The sequence below is a fragment of the Collimonas arenae genome (assembly GCF_000786695.1).
Lineage (GTDB): Bacteria > Pseudomonadota > Gammaproteobacteria > Burkholderiales > Burkholderiaceae_D > Collimonas > Collimonas arenae_A.
Genome location: NZ_CP009962.1, coordinates 3,544,622 through 3,563,987, shown reverse-complemented (window position 1 = coordinate 3,563,987; position 19,366 = coordinate 3,544,622). Strand labels below are relative to the sequence as shown.

The window sequence follows — 19,366 nt, the reverse complement described above, 5'->3', positions numbered from 1 at the left end:
ATATAGGAGGAGACATGATTTCATTTCTATGCAGACGTTGCGTGATGGTTTTGCTTTGCCTGCTAACGTTGCAGGCGTCGCCGGTTTATGCACAAGAGCCGGAAAGTTGTCGTCAGGTGCGCTTCGCCGATATCGGCTGGACCGATATCACGGCGACCACGGCGCTGGCGTCGCTGTTGTTCGACAGCCTGGGCTACAAGCCGACTACCCGCAACGTTTCCGTGCCGATTTCGCTGGTCGGCCTGAAGAATCACCAGCTTGACGTCTCCCTCGGCTACTGGGACCCGATACAGACGCAGAGTGTCGAGCCGCTGCTCAAGGCCGGTAGCTTTGTCATGCTGGACAAGCCGAACCTGGTGGGCGCCAGAACCATGCTGGCGGCGCCAAGCTATGTCGCCGACGGCGGCCTGAAAAGCGTAGACGATATCGCCAAATATAAAGATCAACTGGACGGCAAGATATACGGGATAGAGCCCGGCAGCAGCGCCAATAGCAAGATCCAGGCAATGATAGACAAGAACCTGTTCGGCCTGGGTGGCTTCAAGCTGGTGCAATCGAGCGAGGCCGGCATGCTGTCTGAGGTGCAACGCGCTGCGCGCCAGAATAAATGGATCGTGTTCTTCGCCTGGGAGCCGCATCCAATGAATATCCAGATGAAGCTGACCTATCTCACCGGCGGCGACAGCGTCTTTGGCGTCAACTCCGGCGCGGCGCAAGTGCATACGCTGGTGGCGAACGACTATCTCGTGCGTTGCCCCAACGCCGGCAAGCTGATCTCCAACCTGCAGTTCACGACCGATATTGAAAATCACCTGATGGCTTCCATCATGGCCAAGACGGATCCCGCCACGACCGCGAGGGAATTTCTCCGCAAAAATCCGCAGATGCTGGAGAAATGGCTTGCCGAGGTTAGCACTTTCGACGGTCGCGACGGTTTGCAGGAGGTCAAAAAGCATTTGGCAATGTAAGGTCGGCCAGCGCCGCTCACCACCCCCATCAAGGAATCACGCAATGAATAATGAAGTCATTGTCACCTGCGCCGTCACCGGCGCCGGCGATACTGTTGGCCGCCATCCGGCTATCCCCGTTACGCCGCAACAGATTGCCGCCGCCGCAGTAGAGGCCGCCAAGGCTGGCGCCACCGTCGTCCATTGCCATGTGCGAGATCCCGCCAGCGGCAAGCCTAGCCGCGATCCAGAGCTGTACTACGAATTAGTGGATCGGATCCGCGCTTCCGGGGTCGACATGATCCTCAATCTGACCGCCGGCATGGGAGGGGACCTTGAGATCGGCCCTGGCGAAGAGCCGATGCGCTTCGGACCCGGCACCGATCTGGTGGGCGGGTTGACACGGTTGATCCATATCGAGCAATTGCTACCGGAAATCTGCACCCTCGATTGCGGCACGCTGAATTTCGGCGATGGCGATCAGATCTACGTTTCCACGCCCAACCAGTTGCGGGCCGGCGCCAAGCGCATCCAGGAACTGGGCGTGAAAGCCGAGCTGGAAGTATTCGATACCGGCCATTTGTGGTTCGCCAAGCAAATGGTCAAGGAAGGCTTGCTCGGCGAGATGCCCCTGTTCCAGCTCTGTCTTGGCATTCCATGGGGCGCGCCGGCCGATACCGGCACCATGAAAGCCATGGTCGACAACATGCCGCCCGGTGCGATCTGGGCCGGTTTCGGTATCGGCCGCATGCAGATGCCGATGGTAGCGCAGGCGGTTCTGCTGGGCGGCAACGTGCGGGTCGGGCTGGAAGATAATCTGTGGCTGGATAAGGGCGTCTACGCAAGCAACGGCAGCCTGGTCGAACGCGCCGTCGACCTGGTTGCCAAACTGGGAGCCAACACCCTGACACCGGAGCAGGGGCGGAAAAAGCTCGGCTTGATCAAGCGCAGATAACTTAGCCACCATCGACTATTGGAGCAACGGGATAAAACCATGATCACTGATATCAAAATTTTTGCTGCGCTGGGTGTAGGCGTCATCGGCAGCGGTTGGGTCGCCAGGGCGCTGGCGCACGGCCTGGACGTGGTGGCCTGGGATCCGGCGCCGAACGCCGAGCAACAACTGCGGGACAGGCTGGCGAATGCATGGCCTGCGCTGGAGCGGCAAGGCTTGCACACGGGCGCTTCGCTGGCTCGCCTGCGTTTTGTGGCGACGGTCGAGGAATGCGTGCGGGATGTCGATTTTGTCCAGGAAAGTGCGCCGGAACGAATGGAGCTGAAAATCGACCTGCATGCAAAGATCAGCGCCGCGGCCAAGTCGGACGCCATCATCGCCTCGTCGACCTCGGGTTTGCTGCCCTCGGACTTTTATGCCGACGCCAAAAATCCGCAACGCTGTGTCGTCGGCCATCCCTTCAATCCGGTGTATCTGTTGCCGCTGGTGGAAGTGCTGGGCGGCCAGAAGACGACGCCGCAAGCAATCGACGCGGCGCTGAAAATCTATAGCAATCTCGGCATGCGGCCGCTGCACGTACGCAAGGAAGTGCCGGGGTTTATTGCAGACCGCTTGCTAGAGGCAGTCTGGCGCGAAGCCTTGCATCTGGTGAACGACGGCGTAGCGACTACCGGCGAGATCGATGACGCGATCCGCTTTGGCGCTGGCATCCGCTGGTCTTTCATGGGTACTTTCCTGACCTACACGCTGGCTGGTGGCGATGCCGGCATGCGGCACTTCATGCAGCAGTTCGGGCCGGCGCTAGAGTTGCCGTGGACGAAACTGGTGGCGCCGCAACTGACGGATGCGTTGATCGAAAAAGTGGTCGATGGCGCCAGCATCCAGCAAGGCCAGCGCTCGATCAAGGAACTGGAGCGCTATCGCGACGATTGCATCATCAGCGTGATGAATGCGGTCAGGGACGCCAAGGAGCGCCATGGCTTGCAATTCGGGGAATGACATGGCTGACGCAGAACCGATTCCTTCCACTTCCTTGCAACTGTACTGCGATGTGGTGCGCCCGGAGTGGGTGGACTATAACGGCCATCTGCGCGATGCGTTTTACATGTTGATTTTTAGTTTTGCGACCGATGCTCTGATGGATTACATCGGCCTGGATGAGGCCGAACGGCAGCGCTCCGGTTCATCCTTGTACACGTTGGAAAGCCATATCAATTATTTGAAAGAAGTGAAGGCCGGCGCCTTGGTCAGGGTGCAGACCCGGTTGCTGGCGCACGACGCCAAGCGCCTGCAGATCTACCATTCCATGCATCTGGCAAATGCGGAGGAAGCGCTGGCTGCCAGCGAACAGATGCTATTGCACGTCGATATGCGCGGCCCCGCAGCCACGCCTTTTGCCGATGCGGTTGCGCAGCGCTTGCACGGGATATCTGCAGTCCTTAGCCAACTGCCATCGCCCCAATACACCAGCAGGCAGATTCGCATGAAGTAAAGCTTTTAGGTGATGTTTTAATTTTATGCATTTTTGGTCGATTGAATACTTTCCGTTGGGCTATACTGCTGCATTTTCGACAACGGAGTTGACGTGACGATCAGATCGCCCTTGCGCTTGATGCTTGCAGTGTTTTTGGTATTGTTCTTTAATCTGGCGCACGCCGATAACCAGGCAAACCAGCCCGGTACGGTATTTCAGGACTGTACAGACGGCTGTCCAAAAATGGTGTGGCTGCCGACCGGATCGTTCAGCATGGGATCTGAGGCCAGCGAAACCGGCCGCTTTGGCAACGAAGGCCCGGTCCACACGGTGACTATCGCCTATCAACTGGCGGTCGGGCAAAGCGACATTACCCGTGGCGAATTCGCCCAGTTTGTGAAAGAAACCGGCTACAACGCAGATAGCGACTGCTACGCCTAGGAGAACGCCCACTCTGTGTTTGTCAATGAAACCTGGACTGTTGCAGCCAGCCGCAACTGGCGCAAACCGGGCTATGTGCAAGAAGATAACCATCCCGTGGTGTGCGTCAACATGACCGACGTTACCGCCTACGCAGCCTGGTTAAGCGGCAAAACGCAAAAAGCTTACTGGCTCCTGAGTGAAGCAGAATGGGAATACGCCGCGCGCGCCGGCACCAAATCGGCCCACTACTGGGGCGACGATGCGGTCATGGCCTGCCAGTTTTCGAATGTCGCTGACCAGTCCTGGAAGCCAGTTTCCTCGGCCAGCAAGGAAGTGCCGTTCAATTGCCAGGATAATTTTGCGCAGACTTCGCCGGTCGCCAGCTTCAAGCCGAATCAATTTGGACTCTACGACATGCTGGGGAACGTCTGGCAATGGACATCCGACTGCTATGCCGATAACTACGCCGCCAGTCCTGTCGATGGCAAACCGGCCACAGGCGGCCAGTGCGCCGGTCGTGCGTTGCGCGGCGGTTCATGGGATTTTGGTCCGCGATACGTGCGCTCCGCGCGCAGGTTGCGGACGCCGCCGGCATTCCGCAAGAATGAAGTCGGGTTCCGCCTCGCTGTAGTGGCCTCCGCAGCAACTGCTCCTACTGTATCCATCGGGCAATAAGTACAAGCATTATTGCCAATAGCCCCTGTCATGTTGGCAGGGGCTAGTTACGTTTCCTCGCGCTGGCCATCCCTGATAGATTTCCGTTGCTGTTTCCTGGGCGTATTTTTTGCAATGTGCCCCCAACGCCATCTCTCCCTTGTCAATGCCCGTGCAACATGTAGGGTATTGCGCAGTTTTTACGTATCGACAGAAGATTAGACGGATAATGCGGATCCTGTTTTAATCACGCCCGGATTTCCAGACGCAATATGCGGGTGTGTTGTCTATTTGATATGGCGTCGACACAATAATGACAACTACGAAAAAAAACACTCCATCGGCCGGGAGCCGGGTAGCGCTGCACACTAAAAGAAAATTACTGATTACCTTGATCGCCGCTGCGACCGCCAGCATGGCGCATGCGCAAAGCGATCCGGAACAGAAAAACAAGCCGGCTGGCGATGCTGGGCAGGGCGTTCAGCCACAAACCACCCAGCAACAAGCCGATTCCGTGTTACCGACCGTGACAGTGACCGGCGCAGGAGCAGCTACCGATAGTTATCGCAAGAAGTCAGCCTCAGTCGGCAGCTTCGGCGAAGCCTCCTTGCTCGATACGCCCGCTTCGATTTCCGTGATCACCCGCAGTCAGCTGGACGACCAGCAGTCGCGTTTGCTGAGCGATGTCGTACGCAACGATGCGACAGTGGGAGACAACTATGCGCCGGTCGGCTACTACGAAAATTTTAGCATCCGCGGTTTCCCGTTGGACCTGGCGTCCAGCTACCAGATCAATGGCATGAGCATCGCCGGCGAGCAAAATGTAGCGCTGGAAAACAAAGAGAGCGTGGAGATACTGAAAGGACTGGCGGGTTTGCAAAGCGGCATGACGCCGCCGGGTGGCCTGGTCAACTACGTCACCAAGCGTCCCGCCGATGTGCGCTCCGTCACGCTGGAAACCGACTCGCGCGGTTCGCGCTACCTGGCAACCGATATCGGAACCTTGTTTGGCGAGCAAAAGCAATTCGGCTTGCGCATCAATGCCGCTCACGAGAGCCTGCATTCGTACGTTAACGACGCCGACGGCGAGCGTAATTTCGCTTCGCTGGCTGCGGACTGGGTGATCAGCCCGCAAGCGCGCCTGCAGTTCGACGCGGAGTATCAGCATCGTGAGCAACGCTCCGCGCCGGGTTATCAACTGCTTGGCGGCACTGTGGTGCCAAGCAATGTATCGCCCGAAAAGCTACTGGGCGCGCAGCCATGGGCCAAACCGGTGACGATCAATTCAGTGAATCTGAATCTGCGCCTGGATCTCGATCTGACGCCGGATTGGCATGCCTATGTGGCGGCCAGCCGCAGCCGGGTGGTGATCGATGATAACTCTGCCTTTCCCTACGGTTGCGGCTATGGCGTCACTTGCGGCGCGGGCGGTACGCCGGCCCGTTATTTCAGCGCTAACGGCGATTTCGACATCTACGATTACCGTTTTCCGGATGACACGCGACGCAACGACCAGTTGCAAGCAGTACTGCAAGGCCGTGTGGATACAGGCAGCATCCGCCATGACCTGACCTTGGGTGCAAGCACCTTCCGCCGCACGGTATCGCAGAGCGATGGCGTCAACGACTATGTCGGCAGCGATAATATCTATAATCCGAATCCGATCGTCTATGCGCCGTCGCCACTGACGCCGGATGCATCCACGCTGCGGCTGGATAGCCGGCAAAAGGCGCTGTTTGCGGTTGACCGCATCAGCCTGACGCCGAAATGGCAATTGATTGCCGGCGCACGTCAGGTATGGGTGAATGAACGGGCGCTGGATGGAACCGGTGTAGTGACACGCACCACCGACAAATCTCTTTTGTTGCCGCAAGTCGCGCTGGTCTACAAACCGCAAGCCGACCTGTCTCTCTACACCAGCTATAGCAAAGGCTTGACGATGGGCGGCCAGGCGCCGTTCTGGGCCGAGAACGGCTACGCTTTCCTGGCGCCGACCGTGTCGCACCAGGTCGAAGCCGGCGTCAAGTACGACTGGCGCGACGAGCTCAGTTTCAGCGCGGTGTTGTTCCAGATGACCAAGCCGTATGAATATCCGAAGCCGGACGCAAATGGTTTCACCTACACGCAGCAGGGCACGGAAACTCACCGGGGAATCGAGTTGAGCGCGGCCGGCCAGGCCAGCAAGCAGTTGCGCCTGACCGCGAGCCTGGCCTTGATCCAGGCGCGGGCCGAAGATACCGGCACCGCAGCGTATGATGGCCATCAGGCTATCAATGTGCCACGCCTGCGTGCGGCTTTCTATGCTGCCTATGCGGTGCCGCAGGTCACTGGCCTGACCTTGCTCGGCGGCTGGCAATATAGCGGCAGTAAAGTGGCGACGCGCGAAGGCAATGTCGATGTTCCGGCCTATAATTTATTCGATGCCGGCCTGCGCTATAAAACCAGCTTGTCGGGGCATCCGACGGTGATACGTCTGAGCGTGGACAATCTGTTCGACAAGCGTTACTGGAAAGACGTCGGCGAATATTTCGGCGACAGCTACCTCCATCTGGGCGCGCCGCGTACTGCGCGGCTATCTGTCCAGTACGACTTTTAATCCCGGCAAGGTTCTGCATGAAGGAAGTAAAACCAGATACCGCAACGGACCTCCCGGCAGTGCAGAGTCACGGCATGGGGCTCGAGGCGGTACAGCCGAGCTGGCCGTCATTGACGCTGGATGAAGTCGCGCGCTTGTTGGATCATTATCCGCAGGCCGGCGCTGTCACGCACATTGGTTGGCACAGTCCACGGCCTTTTTCCAGCGCCTGCGTGGCTGACACCGAATCGGGGCCATTGTTTATCAAGCGCCTGCTGCGAGAGATAAGGACCCCTGACGAGCTGATGGACGAGCACCGCTTCATGGCGCATCTGCGGCGTCATGGACTGGTCGTCGGCGAAGTGTTGAACGCCAGCGATGGCCGTACGGCGTTTGCCGATGGCAGCTGGACTTACGAAGTGCAGCGGTTGGGGCAGGGCGTCGACCGCTACCGCGACGCCACTTCATGGACCCCGTTCCTGAATTGCGAGGATGCCGCGGCGGCAGGGCGCGAGCTGGCTGCGCTGCATCTGGCGGCACGTGGTTATGATGCGCCGGCGCGCTCTACCAAATTGCTGGCGTCCGGTTTTACCTTGCTCAATACAGAGCAGCCGCAAGCTGTACTCAGCCGTATCCAGGCTTACATCCAGAAGCGGCCAGCGTTGACAACCTATCTGGCGCAACGCGACTGGCGCCAGGATGTGACGCGCGTGCTGCTGCCATTCCATGCTTCTCTCAGTCCCTTGCTGTATGGCTTGACGCCGCTCTGGACGCATAATGACTGGCACGCCTCCAATCTTCTATGGCAAGCCGACGGCGAGCCCACTGCCGTCAAGACGGTGCTGGATTTCGGCCTGGCCGACCGCACTTGCGCGGTCTACGATCTTGCCAATGCCATTGAGCGCAATGTGATCGAATGGCTGGCATTGCCTTTGGCTGATGGCGATCAGCGTCATCTGGTGCATATCGACCAGCTGGATGCGCTGCTGGATGCCTATGAAGCAACAGCGCCTTTGTCGGCGCTGGAGGCAGCTGCATTGCCGGCTTTATTACCTTTGGTGCATATCGAGTTTGCGCTGTCCGAGTTGGCGTATTTCCATGGCGTGCTGCATTCAGCCGAAAACGCGGCGCTGGCCTACGATACTTACTTTCTTGGCCATGCCGCATGGTTCAACAGTGACGCCGGCCAGTATCTGCTGGATCACCTGCGAGGCCGTGCTGCCCGTAAAACCCATCAACAGGAGCTTTGATGTCAGCTTTGGAAATCTGCGCCGTCATAGTAAGCGCCCTGGCCGTCTGGCTTACTGCGCGCCGCCATCTGTGGTGCTGGCCGATTGGTCTGGTCTCGGTGCTGTTGTATGCGCGGATTTTTTTCACAGCCAAACTGTATTCCGACCTGTTGCTGCAATTGATCTTCGCCGTGATGCAGTTGTACGGCTGGTGGCAGTGGAGCCGCGCCGCGCCGGACAGTCTCGACAGCCATAGCCAGATTAGGCCGCAACGCTTGCCGCTATCCGGCTGGCTTGCGGGTTTGCTGGCGGGGATCTGCGGCAGCGTCTTGCTGGGCTATGTGATGGCGCGGTTTACCGATGCCCACATCCCCTGGCTGGATTCCACACTGACCAGCTTCAGCCTGGTTGCACAGTTCTGGATGGCGCGCAAATTCGTCGCCAACTGGTGGTTGTGGATCGTAGTCGACATCGTCTATGTCGGCGTATATGTCTATAAAGACCTGGACCTGACCGCAGGCTTGTATGCTGCTTTCATCGTGCTGGCCGTCATCGGCTTGCGTAGCTGGCAGCAGGAGCTGGTTGCGCACGAGCGCAGCTCTGCCGCCGGCTTTGCCTGAACGCTCGCTACACCATAGCAACGTCAGATGCCAAGGTTCTGGGCCCAGGCCAGCGCCGACAGATGCGCCAGGTTGACTTCTTCCGGACTGATATCGAGTGAAGCGGACAAGGGGCCAATCAGCGGCGAATTCAGCTCGCAAGCCTCTGCCAGCGCCACATACTGTCCATAGCGGCCGGAGCGTGTCAGTAACGCCGCGGCTACTTCGTCGGATAGCTTGATGCCGGCCAGGACCTCCTTCATGTCGACCCCGAGCAGGCGATCCAGCAAGGAAAAGATGCCTGCTACGAACAGGTTTTCCGATTCACCGCGCGGCAAATGCCTTTGCCCGAGCAGTTCGGAAAAGCGACCGCGAATGATCGCGGTTTCCATCAGCACCGGCGAATAACCGCTGCTGCTGGCGGTGGCCAGCAATAATGACAGCCATTGGAACAAGGCTTCGTAACCCAGTAGGGCCAGCGCCGCACGCAACGAATGCACCTCCGATTTCAAGCCGAACGCCGCTGAATTGATAAAGCGCAGCAGTTCGTAGGAAAGCCCCGGATCGCGCTTGAACACTTCTTCGATTTTCTGAATGTTCTCGTTCCTGGCGACCAGGTTCATGATTTGGACGATGATCTGCTGTGCCGGATTCAGTCCCTTGGCGCGATTGCCTGGACGCGGGGTAAGGTGCAGCTTGCCGATAAATGCATCCAATCCGAGCATGGCGCAGGCGTCGTAGTCCTGCCAGGTGGTGACCGGCCGCCCGAGCATGCGCAGCGACGATTTCTTCAAGGTAGCGTAACCCCGCGCCTGCGTCGCAAAGTCACCGGCGGAGAAACGCACTTCAACGTGTGAAATATCGGCCGGCAGAGCGCTGCTCGCAAGGTCGGCGTCGCGCAGCGAAATACCGTAGCCAGCGGCCCGCAAGGCCTGTACCCGCGCGAGGACGGCGGCATCTTCCAGATCACCGGGCTTGAGCGTCAACACGACGCTGGCGGGCGGCATTCTTTTGATTGCGTCGCTGCTGAGCATGGCCGGCGCCACCGCCATGAAAAGCTTTTTGTCGCCCAGTCGCCAGCCAGATTTCTGGCTGCTCAGCTGGTCGGCAACGAAAGACAGCAAAAAATGTAAATTTTCTTCATTTTCCTGCGGACTGGCGTTACTGGTGTCCTGCCACGTCAGCTCGTAACCGACGACTCCCTGTTTTGGATCAAGCAATGGTTCTCGAACGATGAAATTTTCATTACGCATCTTGGGTTTTCATGATGAATGGGGGCGGGTAGGCAAGATAAATAGTCGCGGAACGGTACTTGAACCCTGTCTGAAACTGTTAACGGCGCTTTTTTGTGAAAGTTGAGGAAAATCACCACTCTTTTTGCCGGTGAATGTTTCGCAATGTTGCCAATTGTTGCAATCATGCGACAAATTCTTACATTTGTTTTCGGCATTCTGAAAATTTCTGTCGATAAATCTAGTTGCTCTCGAGATTGATGACTTACGTCAACACTGGCTGGAAAGGCAGGCCAGAAGCAGGGTTCTCTAATTTGATTGATTTTCATTAATCATTATTTATTTGCCAATAATCAAGAGAATTGGCGTTTTATATTTCCTTTCAAAAATTAGTGTTTGTTAGTAATTGTTAAACATTGTCGTAATTGTATTTTTGTGAACTTTTTCCCTTAAAATGTGTTTCGCCGTGTTGGCAATTCATTAACTTGAATCGAACATCCACTTTTATATTTGAGGGTAAAAAATGAAACAAATGACTATCGCTAAGTTGGTTGCCGTTGCTGCTGCAGGTTTGTTGTCCCAAGCAGCCTTCGCTGACGGCGGCACTGTGAATTTCAACGGCCAGATCACTGCTTCGCCTTGCTCGATCGCTCCATCCAGCCAAAACATTACCGTGCCTATGGGGACTGTGGCCCAATCGGCGCTGAACGGCGCTGCTGGTAAAAAATCTCCCATACCATCGAAATTCCAGATCCTGTTGCAATGCGTGAGTCTGCCTAAAACTGGCGCAGCCGTAACTTTCACCGGTACCGCCGATGCAAACGTAACCGACGACCTGGCCCTGGCTAACGCCGGCGCGGTTGGCGTGACTACAGCACAAGGTGTGGCGATTGAATTGGGTGACTCAGCCGGCACCAAGATTCCTCTTGGTTCGGCATCGGGCACTTACGTTCTGGGCACGGGTGACAATCCTCTGAACTTCCAGGCGGTTTACGTTTCAACCGGCCCTACGGTCACTACCGGTCCAGCTAACGCGACAGCGCAGTTCGTTGTTACTTATCTGTAATTGACGCGCTTCGTAACAATCCTAAAAGAGCATTGCCTCGTTTCGCCATGCATGGCGAGATGAGCAGCCCACCGCCCTAGGCGACCGGGTTTTGAGGATGGGCCGGCTTGCCGCAACGGTAGCGGCAGCCGACCATCATTTTTCCGCAACATCCATGCACCAATTTGTGAGCACGTGAGAGCGTCTTGTGCTTGCTTAGAAATTTGTGCATAGAACATTTTGACAGACGAGGCCTTCCATGTTGAATCAACGACTTTTTACATCCGCGCTAGCCGGCGGCGTGCTGGCATTCAGTGCGCTGACTGCGAATGCCAGCGTGGAGCTGGGCGGCACCCGGGTGATCTTCGGCGAGAAGGACCGGCAAGCGTCGATTCCCTTGAAAAACACGGGCACCTCGCCTTATGTGGTGCAAACTTGGATCGACGCTGGCGAAGGCAAGAACAAGACGCCGCTGCTAGTGACGCCACCCCTGTCACGGATGGACCCGGGCGATCAAAACATTTTGCGTATCGTCCGCGTTGGCGGCGATTTGCCGGCTGACCGCGAATCGGTGTTCTGGCTCAACGTCAAGGAAATACCTGAAAAATCGGACCAGCCGAATGTGCTGCAAGTCGCTGTGCGCACCCGCATCAAGGTGTTTTACCGGCCAGTCGGCCTGGCAGGCAAACCTGGCGAAGCGTCTGGCCTGGCCACATTTTCCGTGGTGCCTGGCGAAAACGGTAAAGGCGCCGCGCTCAGGGTCAACAACCCGAGCGCCTACAACATCACGTTTACTGGTTTCAAAATCAACGGCAACAAAGAGCAGACCAAGGCTGGCATGGTGCCGCCTTTCGGCGCCAGCGATTTTTCGTTGACCACGATTGGCGTGCCGCAGGCGATTGATGTCAGTTACACCACGATCAACGACTACGGTGGCGAATCGCCGGAAGTGGCGACCAAGGTAGCGGTTGGCAGCGCTGCCGCGCCACAGCCGCCGCAGCCGGCTGTTCCTGCAGCCGTACCGGCCGCAGGTAAGTAACGCCTTCGTCATCTCCCAGGTAACTACCACTAGATCCTGTCAAGGCAAGTCAGCCTGCCGCGCAAGGCAGAAACAAAGGAAGGGAAAGCTGTGATCAGATTGTCGCATCAACGCAAACCGATACGCTTGGCACTGTCGGCAATTACGCTGGCCGTGCTGGCGCAGGTGGCGCACGCACAAGGCCAGGGCGGCTCGGTATTCAACGAGCAATTTCTGGATATCGGCGGTGAACAAAGCCGCGCCGATTTGTCCCTGTTCGCGTTCGGCAATCGGGTTCTGCCTGGTAGTTATCTGGTTGACGTCAGCCTCAATGAAAGCAGCGTTGGGCAGAGCCAGGTGATTTTCGTCGACAAGGAGAAGGATGACGGCCAGGTTGGCAACAAGAATGCCCAGGCTTGCATCACGCGCAGCATGCTGGAGGGCTGGGGCGTCAAGATTGAAGTATTCCCGGCCCTGATGGCGGCCGGCGACCAATGCGTCGACCTGGCGAAGGCGATTCCCGGTTCCAGTGTTTCCTACAATGGCGAGAAACTGCTCTTGACGATCAGCATTCCGCAAGCCGCCATGAAGCGTCAGGCACGCGGCGCCATCAGTCCCGACAAATGGGACAAAGGCATCAATGTCGCCATGCTGGATTATCAGTTGTCCGCAGCACGCTATGACGGCGGCAACACGATCAATAACAGCATCACCGATTTCAACGCCAACCCCGGCACCGCGACCACGCAGACACGCAATACCTTGTATGCAGGCCTGCGTGGCGGCTTCAACCTGGGTGATTGGCGCTTCCGCAATTTCTCGACCTATAACCGCGGCGTTGACGGTGAAGGCCATTGGCAGTCGGTGACTTCCTACCTGCAGCGCGATATCACTTCGTTGAAAGGCCAGTTGACCATCGGCGACAGCACCACGCCCGGTAATTTCTTCGATGCCTTCCAGTTCCGCGGCGTTCAGCTGGCCTCCGACGATGGCATGTTGCCGGACAGCCAGCAAGGCTACGCACCGACCATCCGTGGCGTGGCGCAAACCAACGCCCGAGTCACGGTGCGCCAGAACGGTTTCGTGGTGTACAGCACTTACGTTGCGCCCGGCCCGTTTGTGCTGGACGATTTGTATCCAACGTCGACCAGCGGCGATCTGGAAGTGACGATTACCGAAGCCGATGGCCGCGAAACCAAATTCCGCCAGGCGTTCTCGGCGGTGCCGACCTTGTTGCGCGAAGGCGTCTGGCGCTACAGCGTGACCGGGGGGCAGTATCGTAACGGTTATTCGGCCTTCAATACCGGTTCCGGCAACGCCAAGCCGAACTTTGTGCAGGGCACGCTGGCGCGTGGTTTGGGCAAGGAATACTCGGTGTACGGTGGCCTGATTGCGTCGGATGTTTACCAATCCGTGCTGATCGGTGCAGGCAAGAATTTGCGCGACTTCGGCGCGATCTCTGCAGACTTGTCGCAAGCTCACACCAAAGGACCGTTCAACCAGAGTTACGACGGCCAGTCGCTACGCTTTTTGTACGCAAAATCCTTTGAGAACTACGGCACCAGCGTGCGCATGGCAGGTTATCGTTATTCCACCGGCGGCTTCCGTACATTCCAGGAAGCGGCGCAAATGCAGGACCTGCAAACCGGCCAGGTGCTCAACAACCGTCGCAGCCAGTTGCAGCTGGAACTGGCCCAACAGCTGGGCAGCAAGGGCGGCACCGCCTACGCTTCGGCACAACAGCAAAGCTATTGGGGCACCGATCAAAAAACGCGCCTGATCCAGATTGGCTATTCGAATTTTTACAAGCAGCTCAACTATAGTATTTTCTATAACTACAGCAGCAATATCTACGGACCGTCGAACCGGCAGTTGATGGCCACCGTGTCGATTCCGCTGGGCGATAGCCGATCCTACGCGCGTTACACGGTAGCCAAGGGCAACAACGGCGAAGTGACGCAGCAGGCGAGCGTCTACGGTTCCACCCTGGAAGACGGCCGCCTGACGTATAACGTTACGGCCGCGCATTCGAACCAGAGCGACAACAGCGGTAGTGCTTCTGCCAGTTATCTGGCGCAATACGGCCGGGTCGATTTCGGCCGCGCGCAGGGTTCCGGCTACGGCCAGACTACCCTGGGCCTGGCCGGCGGCGTGGTGGTGCATGGCGGTGGCGTTACTCTGTCACAGCCTTTGGGGGAAACTATGGCGCTGGTGGAAGCGCCGGACGCCGCGAATGTCGGCTTTGAAGTTTATCCGGGTGTACGCACCGATAGCCGTGGCAACGCAGTGCTGGCCAATCTCAGTCCGTATCGGATCAACCGTGTGGCGGTGCGTACCGAGGATCTGGGCGACAACGTCGAAATCAAGAATGCGGCATTGGACGTGGTGCCGACCCGCGGTGCGGTGGTGCTGGCGAAGTTCGAGACATCGATTGGCTTGCGCATCATGTTGAACCTGAGCGACAAAGACGGCAAGCCGTTGCCGTTCGGCGCCAAGGTTGAAAACGAAAAAGGACAGCAGATGGGCATCGTCGGCAGCGAGGGCCAAACCTTCATCACGGGAGCCAAGGAAGCGGGCGTATTGAGCGTGAAATGGGGCCAGGGCGCGGCTGAACAGTGCAGTATCAAATACCAGGTGCCGGCCGAGAAAAATCCGGCTCCGATCCGCGAGTTGAATGGACAATGCGAATGACCACGAAACTATCGTTAAATAAAGCCGGAGGCATCAGGCAGGCTCTGGCATGGATGGCGCTTTCTGTCGCTGTACTACTGAGCGCAGCCAGTGCGCAGGCCGCGTGCTTTCGGTCCCCCGGCGCCACCGAGAAAATCATCCAGATGGACATGGGAACGGTGGTGATCCCGAACACCGCCGCCATTGGTGCTGTTTTCGCCACCAAGAGTTTCACCATTCCTATCAGTGGAGCAACCGAAACGTCGTGGATTTGCAGCAACGGCGGCGGTTATGTTACCGGCAGCATGCTGCAAGGTTCGCCGGTGGCCGGCATGCCTAACGTTTATACCACCGCGGTGACCGGCGTCGGCATCAGACTGTCGCGTCAGATTACGGGCATAGGGCAGACTTATTATCCCCACGTCATCAATATTGCCAACGGCACTAATGCAGTGTTCCGAAGCCCGTCGTATTTCACTGTCGAGCTGATCAAAACGGCTAACAAGACCGGTAACGGGCCACTGGCGGCGGGCACCTATACTACCTATGTCGGCAACGGCGACAACATATCCGCCATCACCTCGATCTTGTCCGGCAACGGCATCACCATCATCACTCCATCGTGCACAGTCGACGCCGGATCGAAGAATGTGGTGGTGAACTTGGGTTCCGTTTCCACTGGGAGTTTCAAAGGTGTTGGTTCGCCTGCTGGCAGCCAGCCTTTCAATATCAAGCTCAATTGCCAACGCGGCGAAAATGCTCAGAACACCATTTTGCTGAACATGACGGCAACCGCGGATCCGTCGAATAGCCCTGGCGTGATGCAACTGACGCAGGGTGCCGGTGTGGCGACAGGCGTAGGGATCCAGATCCTGGATAAAAACGGCGCTCCGGTGGTATTCGGTACAGCCGCTATCGTTGGTCCGTCTGCCGATATCCAGTACGTGGTGCCATACACGGCCCGCTACTACCAGACTGCAGCAAAGATCACCACTGGGCAGGCCAATGGCGCGGCAACTTTCACCATCGAATACCAGTAGTGGCGGTACTGCTTTAATTGGTCAATAGGGCGAAGCCCGGCAAATGAGGAATGCATGAAGAGAGCACAAACAACGATCGCCAGGTTCAATGGTGTTTTGGCATGGCTGGCGTCGCTGGGATTGTTGGCGTTGCTGTCGCTGTTCTTTATCAGCGATGCGAAGGCCGCTTGCGTGCGGCCGGCCGGCGCCACCGAGAAAATCATCCAGATGGATATCGGCACGGTGGTCATTCCCAACAACCTGGCGATTGGCGGCGCCATCATTCCACCGAAACAGTTCACGATCCCGATTTCCGGGGCATCAGAGCCGGCATGGACCTGCGTCGGCGGCGGCACGGCGACCGGCAGCATGCTGCAAGGTACACCTGTGCCGGGTATGCCAAATGTCTATACAACGGCGGTCGCCGGCGTCGGGATTCGCTTGTCTCGCCAGATTACAGGAATTGGCCAGACTTACTATCCGCATGTGCTGACCTGGAGCACTACGACCAACGTAGTGTTTCAAAGCCCTTCTTATTTTACGGTAGAGTTGATTAAGATCGCCGCCAAGACCGGTAACGGACCGCTGGCCTCTGGCACATACACCACCTATGTCGGCAATGGCGATGGCAAATCCGCGATCACCTCGATCTTGTCCGGCAATGGCATTACCATCATTACTCCTTCATGTACGGTGGATGCGGGCTCGAAGAATGTGGTAGTGAATTTCGGCTCCGTCTCGACCGGGAGTTTCAAAGGCATCGATACACCTGCAGGCAACCAGCCTTTCAATATCAAGCTCAATTGCCAGAGTGGCGAGAATGCGCAAAACACGATTTTGCTGAGTCTGTCGGCCACCCAGGACCCCTCAAACAAGGCAGGAGTATTGCAGTTGACGCAGGGCACAGGCGTGGCGACCGGCGTCGGTATCCAGATACTGGATAAAAACAGCCAGCCGGTGAAGTTCGGCACTGCCGCGACGGTCGGGCCTTCCGCCGATATCCAGTATGTGGTGCCGTTCACGGCCAGGTATTACCAGACTGCCGGCGCCATTACCACCGGGCCGGCCAATGGTACGGCGACTTTCACGGTCAGCTACCAGTGACCGCCGGTGCTGATTAGGGTTTGACCGATGCAGCGCGTTGCTGCAGCAAGCTCAGCCAGCGCTCACCGCATTCGGCATCGCTGATGCACAGGGCATAGTCGGTGACGGTGCGGGCAGCGCGTTCCAGCAGCTGGATATCGGCCTCATGCTGGCGCGCCACATGGGGATCTTCCAGGAACAGGACACGCCGGCATTGCTGGCGATCCAGGATCAGCTCAGCGATTTGGGCGTCGCCTCCGAGAGGGCCGCTGAGGAAAGGCTTGACCCAGTTGCGTCCGGCTTCTTCTCCCTTAATCTTTTGCGCCAGCTTGTTGAGCAGGCTGCCGGTGGTGCCGGTGGCGCAACGGAAGGCAAATTGATCCAATAAGGCAAAATGGCGTTCTGCGATGTCCAGCATGCGTTCCTTCATGGCGTCGTGGGCGATCAGAGCGATGCCTTCCTGCGCCAGGTCGAAGCTCGGGTCGAGCTGCGGGTTCGGTGCGGCGCCAACTGCCATTGCTTCCAGTTCCAGCCATTCGCGGGCGCCAGCCAGCGTCGACAGGAACGGTTTGCCATGAATCACGCATTGCCGTTTCAGGGCCACCGCCTCCGGAAAAGTGGAGGAGGGATCAACCGGATCCATCAGGTAGATCACTGCGTCCAGGGTTCGCGCCGGATCGGCATCGACCACCCGCGACACCAGTTTCATCAGGCCGCCATGGCGGCCGTATGGGAAGCGTTCGATATGCGGATAGTCTTTCAATAAACCCAATTGTTCCATCGCATCCAGCGTCCGTCCGACCACGATCAGTTGCGGCTGTAGATGTTGTTCGATGATATGACGGCTGCCGTTAAGCAGCTGCGCCAGCGCCGACTCCTGGCCGTGCTGGTGGCTACGGCTGGTGGCGAGGCCAATGCGAAAGGGTGCAGGCTGGCGGGAGGCGTTGCTGGAAGAATTGGCAGGCATATAACGGAATTTTGGGTCGGCTCGGGCAACATTGCACCGGGCTGACTTTACCATATTGCCGAGGCGGCAAAGCTCCCGCCCGAGGGCAAAATCGCCAGCCGGGGTGTAATTGGATCTACAATGTCAGCTATGAACAAGGCATTTGTTAAAGAATCAGAAGGCGATGACGATGATCTGGAATTCGGATTGCCGCCGATCCCGCCTGGCACAAAGAATTACATGACGCCTGCAGGCTATCAGCGCATGAAAGACGAGTTGTTGCGCCTGATCGACGTCGACCGGCCCGAGGTGGTGCGGATTGTGTCCTGGGCCGCCTCCAACGGCGACCGTTCGGAGAACGGCGATTATATTTATGGCAAGCGGCGCTTGCGCGAAATCGACCGCAGGATCCGCTTTTTAACCAAGCGCCTTGACCTGGCCGAAGTGGTCGATCCAAGCGTGCATCACGGCCGTGACCAGGTGTTTTTCGGCGCTACGGTTACTTATCAGAATTTAGCGGGTGAGGAGCATACCGTGACCATCGTCGGCATCGACGAGCTTGATCCCTTGCACGGAAAAATCAGTTGGATTTCACCCGTGGCGCGCGCCCTGACCAAGGCGCATGAGGGGGAGACTGTCACCTTCATGACGCCGGCGGGCCTGGATGAATTGGAAATACTGCTTGTCGGCTATCCTGAACCCCGGCCTTGAATTTGCGTCAGCTGGGGGGCGTTTTCCCCAGCCCGTCTTTACGGCTTGCTTATCGTTTCTGATACTGCTGGCTGCCAAACAGGATATCCCTTGCCTTGTCATCCGTCAGCGGTTTGCGTGCCGATGCCAGCACTTCGACGCCACGCTTGACCGCCGGCCGTTCGCTAATGGTGTCGAACCAGGCTTTCAGGTGAGGATAGTCGCTCATTTCGATACCCTGGTTTTTCCAGGAGCGAATCCACGGGAAAGTGGCGATGTCCGCGATCGTATATTCATTGCCGGCCAAATAGGGGTGCTGCGACAATTGCTTGTCGATGACGCCATAGATGCGCTTGGCTTCGTTGGTATAGCGATTGACTGCGTATTCAATTTTTTCGGGTGCGTAGATGCGGAAATGGTGAGTCTGGCCCAACATCGGTCCAACGCCGCCCATCTGGAACATCAGCCATTGCAAGGTATTGAATTTCTCGCGGTCGGTATGACCGAGAAATTTGCCGCTCTTGCTTGCCAGGTAAATCAGGATTGCCCCCGATTCAAACAATGAAATCGGCTTGCCGTCCGGACCGTCGGCATCGACGATGGCCGGAATCTTGTTGTTCGGCGAAATCGACAGGAAATCCGGCTTGAACTGGTCGCCTGCGCCGATATCAACGGCGTGCGCTCGGTACGGCAGGTCAAGTTCTTCCAGCATGATGTGGATTTTGTGGCCGTTTGGAGTAGCCCAGCTATAGACGTCGATCATGATGGTTTCCTTTTATTGTGAGTTACGGCTTGTAATGTGATTAC

General features: G+C 57.5%; 16 protein-coding genes and 1 pseudogene. 14 read left to right on the top strand and 3 right to left on the bottom strand.

Annotated features, from left to right (window positions below; all coding sequences use genetic code 11):
* The first annotated feature begins 44 nt into the window (after window positions 1-44).
* The 8 genes and pseudogenes from choX (at window position 45) to pnuC (ending at window position 8,877) form a co-directional block, all read left to right on the top strand.
* The gene (gene choX / locus LT85_RS15700) at window positions 45-968 is read left to right on the top strand and encodes a choline ABC transporter substrate-binding protein (RefSeq protein WP_156117671.1); all 924 of its coding nucleotides are present in this window, start codon (window positions 45-47) and stop codon (window positions 966-968) included.
* 43 nt (window positions 969-1,011) lie between these two features.
* Complete coding sequence (locus LT85_RS15695) at window positions 1,012-1,902, top strand: 3-keto-5-aminohexanoate cleavage protein (protein ID WP_038490455.1); 891 nt, start codon at window positions 1,012-1,014, stop codon at window positions 1,900-1,902.
* Between the two features lie 39 nt (window positions 1,903-1,941).
* Entirely contained in the window at window positions 1,942-2,901 is a 960-nt protein-coding gene (locus tag LT85_RS15690) for an L-carnitine dehydrogenase (protein WP_038490452.1), read from the top strand.
* Window position 2,902: 1 nt separating this feature from the next.
* Entirely contained in the window at window positions 2,903-3,394 is a 492-nt protein-coding gene (locus LT85_RS15685; protein WP_052135239.1) for a thioesterase family protein, read from the top strand.
* A 120-nt stretch (window positions 3,395-3,514) separates the two neighbouring features.
* Window positions 3,515-4,474 (top strand): annotated as a pseudogene (locus LT85_RS25485) (formylglycine-generating enzyme family protein).
* A gap of 292 nt (window positions 4,475-4,766) precedes the next feature.
* Window positions 4,767-7,049, top strand: coding sequence for a TonB-dependent siderophore receptor (locus LT85_RS15675; RefSeq protein WP_038490448.1), 2,283 nt, complete (start codon window positions 4,767-4,769; stop codon window positions 7,047-7,049).
* A 17-nt stretch (window positions 7,050-7,066) separates the two neighbouring features.
* Window positions 7,067-8,278 carry a phosphotransferase enzyme family protein gene (locus tag LT85_RS15670; protein WP_052135236.1) on the top strand — a complete coding sequence of 404 codons (1,212 nt, stop codon included), beginning with the start codon at window positions 7,067-7,069 and terminating at the stop codon, window positions 8,276-8,278.
* The gene (gene pnuC / locus LT85_RS15665; RefSeq protein ID WP_038490441.1) at window positions 8,278-8,877 is read left to right on the top strand and encodes a nicotinamide riboside transporter PnuC; all 600 of its coding nucleotides are present in this window, start codon (window positions 8,278-8,280) and stop codon (window positions 8,875-8,877) included. The genes LT85_RS15670 and pnuC overlap by 1 nt, the downstream gene beginning before the upstream one ends.
* Before the next feature lie 23 nt (window positions 8,878-8,900).
* Here pnuC and LT85_RS15660 read toward each other — a convergent pair whose 3' ends face one another.
* Complete coding sequence (locus tag LT85_RS15660) at window positions 8,901-10,109, bottom strand: EAL and HDOD domain-containing protein (protein WP_038490438.1); 1,209 nt, start codon at window positions 10,107-10,109, stop codon at window positions 8,901-8,903.
* 502 nt (window positions 10,110-10,611) lie between these two features.
* Here LT85_RS15660 and LT85_RS15655 point away from each other — a divergent pair.
* The 5 genes from LT85_RS15655 (at window position 10,612) to LT85_RS15635 (ending at window position 16,944) form a co-directional block, all read left to right on the top strand.
* Complete coding sequence (locus LT85_RS15655; RefSeq protein WP_038490435.1) at window positions 10,612-11,154, top strand: fimbrial protein; 543 nt, start codon at window positions 10,612-10,614, stop codon at window positions 11,152-11,154.
* A gap of 238 nt (window positions 11,155-11,392) precedes the next feature.
* Complete coding sequence (locus tag LT85_RS15650) at window positions 11,393-12,172, top strand: fimbrial biogenesis chaperone (RefSeq protein WP_038490432.1); 780 nt, start codon at window positions 11,393-11,395, stop codon at window positions 12,170-12,172.
* Window positions 12,173-12,262: 90 nt separating this feature from the next.
* Window positions 12,263-14,842, top strand: coding sequence for a fimbria/pilus outer membrane usher protein (locus LT85_RS15645; RefSeq protein ID WP_052135235.1), 2,580 nt, complete (start codon window positions 12,263-12,265; stop codon window positions 14,840-14,842).
* On the top strand, window positions 14,839-15,861 hold the full coding sequence (locus tag LT85_RS15640) for a fimbrial protein (RefSeq protein WP_038490429.1): 1,023 nt from the start codon (window positions 14,839-14,841) through the stop codon (window positions 15,859-15,861). Before LT85_RS15645 ends, LT85_RS15640 begins: the two co-directional genes overlap by 4 nt.
* Window positions 15,862-15,915: 54 nt before the next feature.
* On the top strand, window positions 15,916-16,944 hold the full coding sequence (locus tag LT85_RS15635) for a fimbrial protein (RefSeq protein ID WP_052135234.1): 1,029 nt from the start codon (window positions 15,916-15,918) through the stop codon (window positions 16,942-16,944).
* 13 nt (window positions 16,945-16,957) lie between these two features.
* Here LT85_RS15635 and LT85_RS15630 read toward each other — a convergent pair whose 3' ends face one another.
* On the bottom strand, window positions 16,958-17,890 hold the full coding sequence (locus LT85_RS15630) for a hypothetical protein (protein WP_038490426.1): 933 nt from the start codon (window positions 17,888-17,890) through the stop codon (window positions 16,958-16,960).
* A 129-nt stretch (window positions 17,891-18,019) separates the two neighbouring features.
* Here LT85_RS15630 and greB point away from each other — a divergent pair, with 129 nt between their 5' ends.
* On the top strand, window positions 18,020-18,580 hold the full coding sequence (gene greB / locus LT85_RS15625; protein ID WP_038490424.1) for a transcription elongation factor GreB: 561 nt from the start codon (window positions 18,020-18,022) through the stop codon (window positions 18,578-18,580).
* A gap of 49 nt (window positions 18,581-18,629) precedes the next feature.
* Here the strand turns inward: greB and LT85_RS15620 are convergent, their stop codons facing one another.
* Entirely contained in the window at window positions 18,630-19,322 is a 693-nt protein-coding gene (locus LT85_RS15620; protein WP_038490421.1) for a glutathione binding-like protein, read from the bottom strand.
* Window positions 19,323-19,366 lie beyond the last annotated feature (44 nt).

Bases quoted from the DNA above. Each gene is read 5' to 3' on its own strand.
- LT85_RS15650 (WP_038490432.1), top strand. From the start codon at position 11,393: ATGTTGAATCAACGACTTTTTACATCCGCGCTAGCCGGCGGCGTGCTG.
- LT85_RS15675 (WP_038490448.1), top strand. From the start codon at position 4,767: ATGACAACTACGAAAAAAAACACTCCATCGGCCGGGAGCCGGGTAGCG.
- LT85_RS15695 (WP_038490455.1), top strand. From the start codon at position 1,012: ATGAATAATGAAGTCATTGTCACCTGCGCCGTCACCGGCGCCGGCGAT.
- greB (WP_038490424.1), top strand. From the start codon at position 18,020: ATGAACAAGGCATTTGTTAAAGAATCAGAAGGCGATGACGATGATCTG.
- LT85_RS15640 (WP_038490429.1), top strand. From the start codon at position 14,839: ATGACCACGAAACTATCGTTAAATAAAGCCGGAGGCATCAGGCAGGCT.
- LT85_RS15690 (WP_038490452.1), top strand. From the start codon at position 1,942: ATGATCACTGATATCAAAATTTTTGCTGCGCTGGGTGTAGGCGTCATC.
- choX (WP_156117671.1), top strand. From the start codon at position 45: ATGGTTTTGCTTTGCCTGCTAACGTTGCAGGCGTCGCCGGTTTATGCA.
- LT85_RS15670 (WP_052135236.1), top strand. From the start codon at position 7,067: ATGAAGGAAGTAAAACCAGATACCGCAACGGACCTCCCGGCAGTGCAG.
- LT85_RS15620 (WP_038490421.1), bottom strand. From the start codon at position 19,322: ATGATCGACGTCTATAGCTGGGCTACTCCAAACGGCCACAAAATCCAC.
- LT85_RS15685 (WP_052135239.1), top strand. From the start codon at position 2,903: ATGGCTGACGCAGAACCGATTCCTTCCACTTCCTTGCAACTGTACTGC.
- LT85_RS15655 (WP_038490435.1), top strand. From the start codon at position 10,612: ATGAAACAAATGACTATCGCTAAGTTGGTTGCCGTTGCTGCTGCAGGT.
- pnuC (WP_038490441.1), top strand. From the start codon at position 8,278: ATGTCAGCTTTGGAAATCTGCGCCGTCATAGTAAGCGCCCTGGCCGTC.
- LT85_RS15660 (WP_038490438.1), bottom strand. From the start codon at position 10,109: ATGCGTAATGAAAATTTCATCGTTCGAGAACCATTGCTTGATCCAAAA.
- LT85_RS15630 (WP_038490426.1), bottom strand. From the start codon at position 17,890: ATGCCTGCCAATTCTTCCAGCAACGCCTCCCGCCAGCCTGCACCCTTT.
- LT85_RS15635 (WP_052135234.1), top strand. From the start codon at position 15,916: ATGAAGAGAGCACAAACAACGATCGCCAGGTTCAATGGTGTTTTGGCA.